At 67.5% G+C, this 12,702-nt stretch carries 9 protein-coding genes and 1 pseudogene; 5 read left to right on the top strand and 5 right to left on the bottom strand.

The genetic code is table 11. The annotated features are described in order from the left end of the window. Positions 1-2: 2 nt before the first annotated feature. The 3 genes from C5689_RS14895 to htpG form a co-directional block, all read right to left on the bottom strand. A complete protein-coding gene (locus C5689_RS14895; RefSeq protein WP_108918046.1) occupies positions 3-968 on the bottom strand; it encodes a DUF4167 domain-containing protein in 966 nt (321 codons plus the stop codon). 755 nt (positions 969-1,723) lie between these two features. Then, positions 1,724-2,608 carry a peptide chain release factor N(5)-glutamine methyltransferase gene (prmC, locus tag C5689_RS14890; protein WP_306432188.1) on the bottom strand — a complete coding sequence of 295 codons (885 nt, stop codon included), beginning with the start codon at positions 2,606-2,608 and terminating at the stop codon, positions 1,724-1,726. Further along, positions 2,605-4,524 (bottom strand): molecular chaperone HtpG, encoded by a 1,920-nt coding sequence (gene htpG, locus C5689_RS14885; RefSeq protein ID WP_108918076.1) that lies wholly within the window; start codon positions 4,522-4,524, stop codon positions 2,605-2,607. Before htpG ends, prmC begins: the two co-directional genes overlap by 4 nt. A gap of 534 nt (positions 4,525-5,058) precedes the next feature. On the opposite strand from htpG, the gene C5689_RS14875 reads away from it, so the two are divergent. Beyond that, positions 5,059-5,472 (top strand): DUF2794 domain-containing protein, encoded by a 414-nt coding sequence (locus tag C5689_RS14875; RefSeq protein ID WP_108918044.1) that lies wholly within the window; start codon positions 5,059-5,061, stop codon positions 5,470-5,472. Positions 5,473-5,544: 72 nt separating this feature from the next. Here C5689_RS14875 and C5689_RS14870 read toward each other — a convergent pair whose 3' ends face one another. Then, the gene (locus C5689_RS14870) at positions 5,545-6,318 is read right to left on the bottom strand and encodes a Bax inhibitor-1/YccA family protein (RefSeq protein WP_108918043.1); all 774 of its coding nucleotides are present in this window, start codon (positions 6,316-6,318) and stop codon (positions 5,545-5,547) included. A gap of 375 nt (positions 6,319-6,693) precedes the next feature. On the opposite strand from C5689_RS14870, the gene C5689_RS14865 reads away from it, so the two are divergent. Next, complete coding sequence (locus C5689_RS14865; protein WP_244594727.1) at positions 6,694-7,368, top strand: hypothetical protein; 675 nt, start codon at positions 6,694-6,696, stop codon at positions 7,366-7,368. Positions 7,369-7,390: 22 nt separating this feature from the next. Here C5689_RS14865 and C5689_RS14860 read toward each other — a convergent pair whose 3' ends face one another. Beyond that, positions 7,391-8,251: a lytic murein transglycosylase gene (locus C5689_RS14860; protein ID WP_244620581.1), complete on the bottom strand. Its 861-nt coding sequence runs from the start codon at positions 8,249-8,251 to the stop codon at positions 7,391-7,393. 257 nt (positions 8,252-8,508) lie between these two features. Here C5689_RS14860 and C5689_RS14855 point away from each other — a divergent pair, with 257 nt between their 5' ends. From C5689_RS14855 to C5689_RS14845, 3 genes and pseudogenes are all read left to right on the top strand, one after another. After that, the gene (locus tag C5689_RS14855) at positions 8,509-10,047 is read left to right on the top strand and encodes a YifB family Mg chelatase-like AAA ATPase (RefSeq protein WP_108918042.1); all 1,539 of its coding nucleotides are present in this window, start codon (positions 8,509-8,511) and stop codon (positions 10,045-10,047) included. Between the two features lie 149 nt (positions 10,048-10,196). Continuing rightward, positions 10,197-11,957: an ATP-binding protein gene (locus C5689_RS14850; RefSeq protein WP_108918041.1), complete on the top strand. Its 1,761-nt coding sequence runs from the start codon at positions 10,197-10,199 to the stop codon at positions 11,955-11,957. A 166-nt stretch (positions 11,958-12,123) separates the two neighbouring features. Continuing rightward, a pseudogene (locus C5689_RS14845) lies at positions 12,124-12,702 on the top strand (OmpA family protein); the annotation flags it as partial.

Below are 12,702 nucleotides of genomic sequence, written 5' to 3'. Positions count from 1 at the left end.
GATCAATCGGCGAGCGGCAGCTCGCCCGTGCGCGGCTGCTCGTCGCCGGAAGCGACATCGCCATTGGCCTCATCGCCCGGCGGACGCGTGCGACGGCGACGGCGCTGGTTCAGATGAAAGCCCGCGGCGGCTTCTTCATGCTCGCGGACCGCAGCGCGCTCGGTGCGCGCGAAGGCCTCGCTCTCATCAGCGCCGGCCGTGCGAATCGGCGCGGCGGTGATGAAGGACGGCAGCGCCGCGGCCGGCGCCTCGTCCTGCGCGGCCGGTTGCGCGCGCGGCGGGAAGCGACGCTCGCGATTGCGATCGAAATTCTGCCGATGCGGCCGCTCGCCGCCGCTCTCGGCGTTCTGCTCGCCGACATTGCGGTCGCGCTCGCGGCGATCGCGGAAGCCCCCACGATCCCCGCGATCCATCCCGCCACGATCCTGACGCGGCTGACGCTCATAGCGCGGCTGCTCATTGACCGGACGATCGCCGATCGGGCGTTCCTCGAAAGGCTGCGGCTGCGGCTGCGGCGCGAATTGCGGCTGCGGCGTCGGCTGCGCATAGGGCGCGGCCGCATAGGGCTGCTGCTGCGGCGGCTGATAGCCGGCTGTCTGCGGCAGGCGCTCGGAGAGCGGAGCGAAACGGTCCGAGACGCCGCTGAAATCGTCATCATCGTCGACATCGGAATCGGCGGCCTCATAAGGACGACCGCCATAGCCGCCCTGCGCCTGCTGCTGCGCGGCCTGAGCGGCCGCGATCAGACGGAAATAGTGCTCGGCGTGCTGAAGCAGGCTCTCGGCCATGATCGTGTCGCCGGAAGATTGCGCGTCTCGGGCGAGCTGAAGATATTTTTCGGCGACATGCTGAGCGGTGCCGCGAATCTTTACGTCGGGACCGTTCGATTCGTAGGAGCGTGTGAGGGGATTGGGTCCTTTTCGGCCGCCATTGCGGCCGCGGATGCGTTTATTCTGTCCTGGTCTCATCGAATATCCCCAGAGAAGGTCTTACGCTTTGCCGGCTCGGCGTGTCGTGCTTCGGCCGAACGCGCCGAAAGAGACAAACGCTCGAAACTGCGTCAGAGGCGGAAGCCGGGCGCGGCCATCGTCGCAAAGCCCGATCCAACGGAGCCGATCCGCTCGGTTTCGAGCGGCGTTTGTCCGTTCTGTCGCTTGCACGATCCCGGCATGGATCGTACGCACGGCGCCGCGTCCTATGGACGAACCGCGCCGAATTCATAATTTCGCTCGAGCGCCGCCAACGCTCGAAAGCTTCGCCGAACGAGAGCGCGCTCGGCTGCTCGTCTCGGCCCGTAGCAAGACAGGCTCGAAGTCGTCGACTCGACGCGAGCGCTGCCTGCGCTTCGCCTCACGCCATCATCGTCGGCCGAACCATAGCCGAACGAATCGCCGTCGGTCGAACCGAGACCTGTGGCCGAAACTGCCGCTCACGCTCACCCGTCGATTGCTCGCATCTTGCGGGACGAGCCCGACCATGCAACGTCTTTTCGGGTTCGAACGGCGGCGCCGGACGCCGGCCCATGCGGCGCGGGATGCGCGCCATCGGCAAAAATTCGGGGACCGGCCGTATCCCCCTACATCCGCGCTCGGCGTCGCTCACGACGATCAGCGTGTTTTCGCAGGCGACTATAGTCTACCCGGGCAGGCTCGCCAAGGGCGCGGTTGTTACGTCGCTCATATAAATAGGAGGTGTAGCCAATATGTCACGACCAGAGCGCGCGTCAGTCTCGGCGCCGCGCGGCGACGGCGCGCTCGCGTCCGCCGGCGTCCTTGCGAATTCCGGCCGGAGCGAGGCCTTTCTCGGCCAAGAGCGCGACGAGGCTACGCGCCTGGCCGTCGCCCGCCTCGAGCACAGCGGCGCCCGATGGCGCGAGCAGACGCGGCAATTGCTCGGCGATCTCGCGATAGCAGTTCAATCCATCCGCGCCGCCGTCGAGCGCGAGGCGCGGATCGTGAAGACGCACCTCCGGCTCGAGCCCGTCCAGTTCGCCGCTGGCGATATAGGGCGGATTGGAGACGATGAGATCGAAACGCGCCGCGAGCGCATCCGCCCAACGTCCGCGCAGAATCGAAGCGCGCCGCGCGAAGCCGCAGCGCGACAGATTGACCGCGGCGGCGGCGCAGGCAGCGGCGGAAAGATCGACGCCGATCCCGCGCGCATCGGGGAGCTCGGCGAGCAGAGCGCAGAGAATGGCGCCCGACCCGACGCCGAGATCGAGAATGCGCAAAGGCTCGCGCCGCCGCTCTCCCATGAGCTCGAGCGAAAGCTCGATCAGCGTTTCCGTATCGGGGCGCGGATCGAGCACGCGCGGCGCGACGAGGAGATCCTGCGTCCAGAAGCCGCGCGCGCCGAGAATGCGCGACACCGGCTCGCGCGCCGCGCGGCGCAGCGCATAATCGCGCAGCCGCGCGCAGGCCGCCGCGCCGAGCTTCGCCGCAGGATCGAGCAGCAGCTCCGCCGCGGTGAAGCCGCCGGCGGCGAGCAAAAGCGCGCGCGCGTCGCGGCGCGCATCCTCGACGCCGCAGCGCGCGAGCAAGGCCGCGACCGCGTCGAGCGCCGCGGCGCGCGTCGCGTCCTCGAGCGCGAGAGCCGCGATCTGCGTCACGCTTTGGCGAGCAGAGCGGCGACACGCTTGGCGAAAGCAGCCGCATCGAGCGGCGCCTCGCCATCGGCGATGCGGGCGGTGTCGAACAGCAGCCAGAAGCCGTCTTCCGCGCCGGCGCGATCGGCCTTGGCCTTTTGCGCGAGCGCCAGCACCGCCTCGTGACGCGGATTGATCTCCAGCACGGGCTTGCCGAAGACGCCCTTATTGCCGCTCTCCTGCAACATGCGCGCGAGCTGGAGATCGAAGCCGTGATCGGCGGCGATGAGACAGGCGGGGCTCTCGCGAAGACGCGTCGAGACGCGCACATCCTCGACCTCTCCGCCGAGCGTCTCCTTCAACATTGCAGTGAGCAGCGCGACCTCCGCGCTCGCTTCCGCCGGCGGCGTGTCGGCGGCGCCTTCCGGCGTCGGCACGGCGTCGATGTCGGCTGCGCCCTGCGTCACCGATTTGAACGGCTTGCCGTCATAGCCGACGGCGCTCGTCACCCAGAAGGAATCGACCGGATCGTCGAGCAGCAGCACGTCTATGCCCTTGGCGCGATAGCCCTCTAGCTGCGGGCTGGCGGCGAGCCGCTTCTTGTCGTCGCCGGCGATGTAATAGATCGCGGTCTGATTGGGCCGCAGATTTTCGACATAGTCCGTCAGGCTACGCCCGCCGTCCGGATGCTGCGCCGTCGAAAATCGCGCAATGGCGAAAATCTCGTCGCGGCGCACGGGATCCTCGTGCAGGCCCTCCTTGATGACGGCTCCGAAATTCTTCCACAGGGCGGCGAACTTCTCCGAATCATTGGCGGCGAGATCGGAAAGCTCCTTGAGCACGCGCGTGCCGATCGCCTTGCGGATGGCGCCGATGATCGGATTGTTCTGCACCATCTCGCGCGAGACGTTGAGCGGCAGATCGGCGCTGTCGACGACGATGCGCATGAAGCGCAGCCATGGCGGCAGAAGATCGGCCTCGCGCGAGATCAGCACGCGGCGCACATAGAGCTTGGAGCGGCTCTTGCGCTGCGGATCGAAGAGATCATAGGGCCGCGAGCCGGGCGCGAAGGCGAGCACCGTATACTCGGTGCGCCCCTCGGCGCGCCAATGAATGGTGAGCGCCGGCTCATCGAACTGGCCGGAAATCTGCTGATAGAAATCCTTATAGTCTTGTTCGCTGATCTCCGATTTCGGCCGCGTCCACAGCGCCGAGCCGTCGGTGAGGCGGCGCGGCTCCTTGCCCTTCTCCTCGACGAGGTCGATCGGTATCGCTATTGCGCCCGAATGCTCGCGCAAGATCTGCTCGATGCGATAAGGCTCGAGGAACTCCTCGGATTCCGCATTGAGATGCAGCGTCACCTTCGTGCCGACCGCGGGCGCGTCCGCCACGGCGAGCGGCGCGATCTGAAACGAGCCCTTGCCTTCCGACGTCCAGAGAAATGCGTCCGCAGAGCCGGCGCGGCGGGTCGCCACTTCGATGCGATCTGCGACCATGAAGGCGGAATAAAAGCCGATGCCGAAACGTCCGATCAGAGTTCCGCCCTTCTCGCCGCCCTGCTCATCGCCGCCCTTGGCCGCGAGCTCATCGAGAAAGGCGCGCGTGCCGGAACTCGCTATGGTGCCGAGCGCGGCGACGAGGTCCTCGCGCGACATGCCGACGCCATTATCGGCGACGCTCAGCGTGCGGGCCTCCTTGTCGAGCGCAATGGTGACGAGCGGCGCGCCGGCCTGCGCCGCCAGCGCTTCGTTCGCCACCGATTCGAAGCGCAGCTTCTCGATCGCATCCGCCGCATTGGACACGAGCTCGCGCAGGAAAATGTCGCGCTCCGAATAGACCGAATGAGTCATCAGCTCCAGGAGCCGCGCGACATCGGCCTGGAAGCCGTAATCGCTGCGCTCGGCTGCGTCGATCGTATGTGTTTCGGCGTGATCGTTCACGGGCGTCGTCTCCGCTTGTCTGTCGGCCTCGCCCCGCGCCGCTTCCCGCAAAATGGAAGCATGGCCGACGGCGCGCGGGCGCTGGCCGGGATATAGAGATCGTCATTGATCGGCAATGCCCCTGCCCGAGCCGCCTCGAGCGGAGCGCGCGGCTGATATCGGGGATCGTCGGCGAAGTTGCAAGATCGCTCGCCGCGATGAGCGGCGCGCGAGAACGAAAGGCGCGCGCGCAAAACAAGACGGGCCGCCCGAGCGTGCTCGGCCGGCCCGTCCATCGCCACGAACTCACGCTGCTCGAAAAGCGCCCTTCCGGGGGGCTGGGGGGCTGACGAAATCCGGAAAAACCACTTCTCGAGCCTGTCGAGGCAATAGGCTAGATATTGGTCGCCTCCTTTGGCGGACAAGGGGCTCGATATTGGCGAAAATGTGAAATCTCGTCTTTTGCGCGCAGGACCGATCGTCGCCGGATTGTCATCTTTGTCTTGCCCTCCCGCATTTGCCGCGCGATCATGCGCGAGAAATGGGGACAGCGGCATGAGCGAGACGGAGACGACCGAACCCAGCAGGCGGCGCGGCCTGCTCGCCGTCGTGGCAGGCCGCGGGACCAACGACAAGGATCGCCCGAAAGCCGCGCCCGAGAAAAGCGCTCCGCTCGTGTCCTTCGACCGGCGCGAATTGCGGCTCTTGCTCGATCTCTACGGCGCCAAGGTCGCCGCCGGCGAATGGCGCGATTATGCGATCGACTTTTCTCCCGGCAAGGCCGTGTTCTCGATCTTTCGCCGCGCCAGCGAGGCGCCGCTCTACCGCATCGAGAAAAACCCCGAACTCGCCCGCCGCCAGGGCGCCTTCTGCGTCGTCGCCGCCGGCGGGCTGGTGATGCGCCGTGGCCACGATCTCGCGCGCGTCGTCGCCGTGCTGCAGAAAAAGCTCGAATTGGTGCGCGATTGAACTTTCGCCGAAGCAAAAAAGGCCCCGCCGGAGCGGGGCCTTCTCGTTCTCTGTCGCTCGCGCATCGCACGATCAGTCGTTGCGCTCGCCGAAGAGGTAGAGCAGCGACTGGAACATGTTGATGAAGTCGAGATAGAGCGACAGCGCGCCGAAGATGCTCTGCTTCGCCACCACCTCGTGACCATAGCCGGCGCTCTGATAATAGCCGTCTTTGATCGACTGCGTGTCCCAGGCGGTGAGGCCCGCGAAGATGAGCACCGACAGGATCGACAGAGCGAACTGCATCACGCTGCTCTGGAAGAACAGATTGACGAGGCTCGCGAGCACCAAGCCGATCAGGCCCATCACCAGGAAGGAGCCGAAGGCCGAGAGATCGCGCTTCGTGGTGTAGCCATAAAGGCTGAGACCGCCGAAGGCCGCGGCAGTGATGAAGAACACCTTGGCGATCGACGCGCCGGTGAACACGATCATGATCGACGACATCGACAGGCCCATCACCGCCGAGAAGGCGAGGAACAGGTTGCGAGCCGTCGCAGCGGAGACGCGGTCGGCGCGAAAGCCGAGAAAGAACACGAACGCCAAAGGCGCGAGCATCACCGCCCATTTCAGCGGGCTCGTGTAGAGCATCTGGCCGAAGGGGGTGAGCGCGATCTGCCGGCCGCCTTCCTTGGCGACGGCGAGCATATGCGTGCCGAGCGCCACCAGGCCGGTGACGCCGAGACCCAGGACCATGTAATTGTAGACGCCGAGCATATAGGCGCGCAGGCCCTGGTCGATCTCGGCCGTGCCGGCTCGGGAGACGCCGCCCCGATAGCCGAAGCTCGTGTTGCGGTCGAAATTGGACATAGCATCCTCTCGTAAAAGGCCGCGCGGCCAGTCGATCCGGCCAATCGGCGCGGTCCTCGCCGCCGAATATGGCGTGCGAGCGGAGGAAAAACAAGAGTCCGCGCGGCAAATCCGGCGAAGTCCGCGCCTCGTCCAACAAGCTTCAAGAAAAACATGCAGTATTGATCGCCCGCCGCGTTCGAAAACTATCGCGGGCGATGGGAAGAGCGCAGATCGCTCCACTCGCCGCTCGCGCCGCCCGCTCGCGCTCTTGCCGCTCCCGGAGAATGCGCTAACATGCCGCATTGTCGCGGGCGGCGAGCGACCGGGTCTCGCGATCCGGCTCTCGTTTCGTCGTCGAAGCGAGCCTGTCCGGGGAAACGAGGCGCGCACAAAATGCTCCATGGGGGAATCATCATGCCCGACAGCGGTCTTGCCCCGTTCTGGCGGTCGATCGATGGGTTTCTGCGCTCTGCGACTCGTTTCTCTCCGCCCGCTCTCGTCGTCCTGCTGCTGACGCTGCTCGCCGCGGCTTCGCCCGCCTCGGCGCATGGCCGGCTCGGCTCCGCCGAAGGGCGATGCCGCCTGTTCGTCGGCCCCGACATCATGAATTTCACCGGCTATCTTCCCGACGCCTCGAAAAACGAGTTCTGCGAGGATATTCCGGCGACCGGCCACACCATCATCGCGCTCGACGCCGAGCAGGACGAGCTGCGCGACATGGCGGTGGAGATCCGAATCGTCAAAGACGTCGGCGGCGAGGAGAAGGAGAATGCCGATATCGAAGCGGTCACTGTCGCCTATCGCGGTCCGCGCCTCTATCCGACCGGCACGATCAATTTCGAGCACTATTTTCCCGACGCGGGCTATTTCGTCGGCATCGTCACCGTGACCGGCGAGCATGGCGAGCGATGGGTGTCGCGCTTTCCCTTCTCTGTGGGAATGAGCTTCATGCGCACGCTCCCCCTCTATCTGCTGATGGGCATAGGCGTCGTCGCCATGTTCTTCGTCTATCTGCGGCATCGGCCGATACATCCGCTGAAGACGGCGGACGCCGAGCCGGCGGAATAATCCGCCGAGCGGCGAAGGCCGCTCAGTCGCCGGCGCCTCCGATCTTCTCGGCGAGCAGCGCGATGGTCTTGGAATAGACCTTCGCCTTGTTCCATTCGAGCAGCGCGGGGAAATTGGGCTCGCCCTCGTTCCAGCCGGCGCCCGGCTTCCAGCCGGAGCCCTGCAGGAAATTGGCGGTGGAGGCGAGCACATCCGCCGTGTTGTGAACGAGATCGCGCTTGCCGTCGCCGTCGAAATCGACGGCGAATTTCAAATAGGACGAGGGCATGAACTGCGTCTGGCCGATTTCGCCGGCCCAGGCGCCGCGCATTTGCGCGGGATCGAGATCGCCGCGCTGGACGATGCGCAGAGCGTCGAGCAATTCGCCGCGGAATTTTTCCGAACGCCGGCAATCATAGGCGAGCGTCGCCAGCGCCCGAATCGTCGCGAAATCGCCGAGATAAGCGCCGAAATCCGTCTCCAGCCCCCATATGGCGACGAGAACCGGCCCCGGCACGCCATATTTCTGCTCGATGCGCTTGAACAGCGCCGCATGTTTCTGCAGCAGCGAGCGCCCCTTGCGGACGCGAAACGAATTGGCCATGCGCGCCGAAAATTGCTCAAAAGTCTGGCGAAACACCTTCTGCCCGCGGTCGTGCGAGATCACCGAGCGATCATAGAAGACGTCGCCGAGCGCCGCATCGATCGTCGGCTTTGAAATTCCCGCCGCCGCGGCCTCTCGCTCGAAACCGCCGAGCCAGGCCTCGAACCCCTCGCCATTGCGCCCGCATTCGGCCGCTCGCGCGCTCGCCGCGCCGAAGCCCGGCGCGAAGCCCAAAACCGAGGCGCAGGCCACGACAGCCGCAACGCCAAAGACCGACGTCTTTCGTTTTTTCCGAGCCATTTCGCCTACCCGCGTTCAGGGAAATTCGCGCTCTTTAGGTCACGCGAGCGCGGCCGCACGATGGCGTCGTTTCTCAAATCCTCAAAAAACCCATCCTGCTCGTCCGGCCGGCGAGACTAGCTCTCGCCGGTTAGCGGGCCGTTGCCGAAGCGCGGCAAAATTTTGTTCTCATATTGTTCTTGCCGAGGCGGCGCGGCGCATCTACTATGGCGCGGCTTGCGTCTGAGCGATTGGAAAACGGGTTCGGAGCTGTCGCCATGGTGGTCAGGGTCTCGACGGTCGCCTTCGAAGGGATCGAAGCCAAGCCGGTCGACGTTCAAGTGCAGATCGCCAGCGGCAATGTGGTGTTCACGCTCGTCGGCCTCGCCGACAAGGCCGTCGCCGAATCGCGGGAGCGGGTGCGGGCGGCGCTCGTCGCCTCCGGCCTCGCGCTGCCGGCCAAGCGCATCACCGTCAATCTCGCACCGGCGGACATGCCCAAGGAAGGCAGCCATTACGATCTGCCGATCGCGCTCGGCGTGATGGCGGCGATCGGCGCCATTCCATCGGACGCGCTGGACGGATTCACCGTGCTCGGGGAATTGGGACTCGACGGCGCCATCGCGCCGGTCGCCGGCGTTCTGCCCGCCGCGGTCGCCGCCAATATGCGCGGCCAAGGGCTCATCTGCCCGCGCCAATGCGGGCCGGAGGCCGCCTGGGCGTCCAGCGAAATGGAGGTGATCGCGCCGCGGTCGCTGATCCAGCTCGTCAATCATCTGAAAGGAACGCAGGTTCTCTCCCGGCCCGCGCCGGCGGTGCGCGCCATTGCGGCGGGCCTGCCGGACTTCGCCGACATCAAGGGCCAGGAGAGCGCCAAGCGGGCGCTGGAAATCGCGGCGGCCGGCGGCCACAATCTGCTGATGAACGGCCCGCCCGGCGCCGGCAAATCCATGCTGGCGGCGCGGCTTCCGTCCATATTGCCGCCGCTGTCGCCGCGGGAGCTGCTGGAAGTCTCGATGATCCATTCCGTCGCCGGCGAGATCGCCGGCGGCGAGCTGACCGATCGGCGGCCGTTTCGCGCGCCGCATCATTCGGCCTCCATGGCGGCGCTCGCCGGCGGCGGCTCCCATGCGCGGCCGGGCGAGATATCGCTCGCCCATAATGGCGTTCTGTTCCTCGACGAATTGCCGGAGTTTCAGGCGCAGGCGCTCGACAGCCTGCGGCAGCCGCTGGAGACCGGCGAAATCCTCGTCTCGCGGGCCAATCACCGCGCCGTCTATCCGGCCCGTTTCCAACTCGTCGCGGCGATGAATCCGTGCCGCTGCGGCCATGCGCTCGACCCCGGCTTCGCCTGCCGCCGCCAGCCCAATGAGCGCTGCGTCGCGCAATATCAGGCGCGGCTCTCGGGCCCGCTGATCGACCGTTTCGATCTTCGGATCGAGGTTCCGGCCGTCTCGGCGGCCGATCTCGTGCTGCCGCCTCCGGCCGAGGGCTCGGCCGAAGTCGCGGCCCGCGTCGCCGCCGCGCGCGACCGCCAGCGACGACGTTACGAGAAGCTCGGCCTTCCGGGCGACGCCACCAACGCCAGCGCTCCGGCGAGCGCGATCGAGAAAATCGCGGCGCTCGACGCCTCTGGGACGGCGCTGATCCGCGATGCGGCCGAACGTCTGGCGCTCTCGGCGCGCGGCTTTCATCGCGCGCTGAAGCTCGCCCGCACCATCGCCGATCTCGACGGCTCCGAGGCCGTGACGCGCCGCCATCTCGCCGAAGCGCTCGCCTATCGCGGCGGCTCCGCCCGCGCACGGGCCGCCGCCTGAGCCGGAAAAAGTCCGGCTTTTTCGAGAGCCTGCGCAAGCCTTCATTAGCGAAGCGCCGAGGTTCGGCTCGCGCTTCCCCCGCCAATTCATACTTTCTCTCGATTGTCGTGAAACAACGAGGTCGATCGAAAAGGTTCTGGACCACCCGAATGCCTGCTGTTCCCTCTTGCGTTCTCATCGCGCTCGCTTCTCTCGCGGCGTTCGCCGCGGCCGGCTGGCTGTGGCTCTCTCGCGCGCGCCGAACGCGCCGGCGCCGAGCGGTGGAGACCGAGCTCGAGGGATTGCGCGACGAAATCTGGGAGCTGCGCGCCGCCGCCGCCGCGCGCGACCGCGCCGAAGCCGCGAGCCAGGCCAAATCGCGCTTCCTCGCCACGGTGAGCCATGAAATCCGCACGCCGCTCAATGGCGTGCTCGGCCTCGCGCAATTGCTGGCGGCGACGCGGCTCGACGCTGAGCAGGCGAGCTATGTGGAGGCGATCGCCGCCTCCGGACGCTCGCTCGCTCAGCTCATCGACGACATTCTCGACTTCTCCAAGATCGAGGCCGGCAAGATCGAGCTCGAGGTCGAGCCTTTCGCGCTCGCGCCGCTGGTCGAGGGCGTCGTCGAGCTGCTGGCGCCGCGCGCCCAGGCCAAGCATCTCGAAATCGCGAGCTATATCGCGCCGGACGCGCCGGAGACGGTCGCCGGCGACGCCGCGCGCGTGCGCCAGGTGCTGGTCAATCTCGCCGGCAACGCCGTCAATTTCACCGCGAGCGGCGGCGTCGGCCTGCGTGTCGAGCGCGACGCCGAGGGCGCGCTCGTGTTTCGCGTCGCCGACACCGGCCCCGGGGTCGCGCCGGCGGCGCGCGACATTATTTTCGAGGAGTTCGAGCAGGGCGACGGCTCCTCGACGCGCCGGCACGGCGGCACCGGCCTCGGCCTCGCCATTTCGCGCCATCTCGCCGCGCTGATGGGCGGCCGACTGGAGATAGAAGAGAGTTCGGGCCGCGGCGCCGTCTTCGCCTTCACTTTGCCGCGCGGCCCGCACGCGCTCTTCGACGACCGCGCGCGCGAGCGCAAGCGGCCGCTCGCCGGAGCGCGCGCATTGATCGTCTCGCCGACGATTTTCGAAGGGCCCTTCATGGCCGAGATGTTGCGCGGCGCCGGCGCGCAGGCCGAGATCGCGGACGACGAGACGCGAGCCGCGCGCCGCCTCGGCGAGGAGCCGGATGGCCGCTTCGACACGGTCGTCGTCGATTGCGCCTTCGGCGAGGCGGCGACCGAACGTCTCGCCGACGAGGCGCGACGCGCCGGCGCCGGCCGCGTCTTCCTGATGTTCTCGCCCATGGAGCGGCGCGCCTTCGGCGAGGCGGCGCTGCGCCATTTCGACGGATGGCTGGTGAAGCCGGTGCGCGCGGCCTCGCTCGTCGAGCGCCTGTCCACAGCGCCGCCGCCGACCCGCAACGACGCGGATTTCGTCGCGCCGGCGCCGACGCTCTCGGGACGCCGGGTGCTCGTCGCCGAGGACAATGACGTCAATGCGCTGATCGTCTGCCGCCATCTCGAGAAGCTCGGCGCGCTGGTCACGCGCGCGGAAGACGGCGCCCGCGCCGTCGAGCTGGCGCGATCGGCGATCGGCGGACGCATCCGGCCTTTCGACGTCATTTTGATGGATGTGTTCATGCCCGAGCTCGACGGCCTCGAGGCGACGCGCCTGATTCGGGCGGAGGAGGCGCGCATGGGCGCGCGGCGACGCCCGATCGTCGCGCTCACCGCCAGCGCGCTCGAGGAGGACGAGCGCGCCGCGCGCGGGGCCGGAGTCGATTTCCTGCTGACCAAGCCCGTCGAATTCGACGCACTGTCGGCGGCGATCCTCCAGGCGATCGAAGACGCACGCCGCCCATCGGACGATGCGCGCGAGGCGATCTGAGCTTTCCGCCCCGCGCTTCGCCGCAGCCACAAAAAAGAAAAAATTTCGCCCTGCGCCCGCGCCACAACCATAGCGCGGGGATTGCGACGACGGACGCCCGACTCGTCGAGAACGACGATCGTGGCGCACGGCAAATCGTGGAGAATGGCGAATCTTGGAGAACCGAATGTCGAAACGAAAAAATTTGCTGCTCGCGGGGCTGATGACGCCATCATTGGCGCTCGGCCCGCAGGCCGGCGTCGCGCCGGCCGCGGCGGCGCAAGGCCTCGTGCTCGCGCAGGCCGCGCCGCAAGGCTTCGATCCTGCTCACGAGAAGCGCTCGCCGCAGCAGCCGCCTCGGCCGCCGGCAGCCCGGCCTGCCCCCACGGCTCCGCCGGCGGCGCCGTTCCATCCCGCGCCGATCCAGCATTCTCCCGCCACGCCGCCGCCCGAACCGCGCCCGGCGCCGCAGCCCGCCCCCTATCCGGGAGCCGGCGTCCCGCCGATGGCGCATCCGCAAATGCGGGCGGCGCCCCCACAAGAGCCGCGCGCGCCGGCGATCATCCATGCGCCGCAGCAGGCCGCGCCGATCCGGCGAGCTCCGCCGCCTCATGCGGCGCCCATGCCGGCCGTCGTCCCGACGCCGCGTCCTTCCGCAGAGCGCCCTCCCGCGCCAGCGGTCGCGCCATCCGCCGCGCAGCGGCCCTCTGTTTCGCCATCCGCGCCCTCTGCCGCCAGGGCGCCGTCCCATCCCGCGGCCCCGCCC

The sequence above is a fragment of the Methylosinus sporium genome (assembly GCF_003113265.1).
Lineage (GTDB): Bacteria > Pseudomonadota > Alphaproteobacteria > Rhizobiales > Beijerinckiaceae > Methylosinus > Methylosinus sporium.
Note: the sequence above shows the minus strand (reverse complement) of the source record. Positions and strands in the feature narration are given on the sequence as shown.

Bases quoted from the DNA above. Each gene is read 5' to 3' on its own strand.
- C5689_RS14895 (WP_108918046.1), bottom strand. From the start codon at position 968: ATGAGACCAGGACAGAATAAACGCATCCGCGGCCGCAATGGCGGCCGA.
- C5689_RS14870 (WP_108918043.1), bottom strand. From the start codon at position 6,318: ATGTCCAATTTCGACCGCAACACGAGCTTCGGCTATCGGGGCGGCGTC.
- C5689_RS14850 (WP_108918041.1), top strand. From the start codon at position 10,197: ATGCCTGCTGTTCCCTCTTGCGTTCTCATCGCGCTCGCTTCTCTCGCG.
- C5689_RS14865 (WP_244594727.1), top strand. From the start codon at position 6,694: ATGCTCCATGGGGGAATCATCATGCCCGACAGCGGTCTTGCCCCGTTC.
- C5689_RS14860 (WP_244620581.1), bottom strand. From the start codon at position 8,251: ATGGCTCGGAAAAAACGAAAGACGTCGGTCTTTGGCGTTGCGGCTGTC.
- C5689_RS14875 (WP_108918044.1), top strand. From the start codon at position 5,059: ATGAGCGAGACGGAGACGACCGAACCCAGCAGGCGGCGCGGCCTGCTC.
- C5689_RS14855 (WP_108918042.1), top strand. From the start codon at position 8,509: ATGGTGGTCAGGGTCTCGACGGTCGCCTTCGAAGGGATCGAAGCCAAG.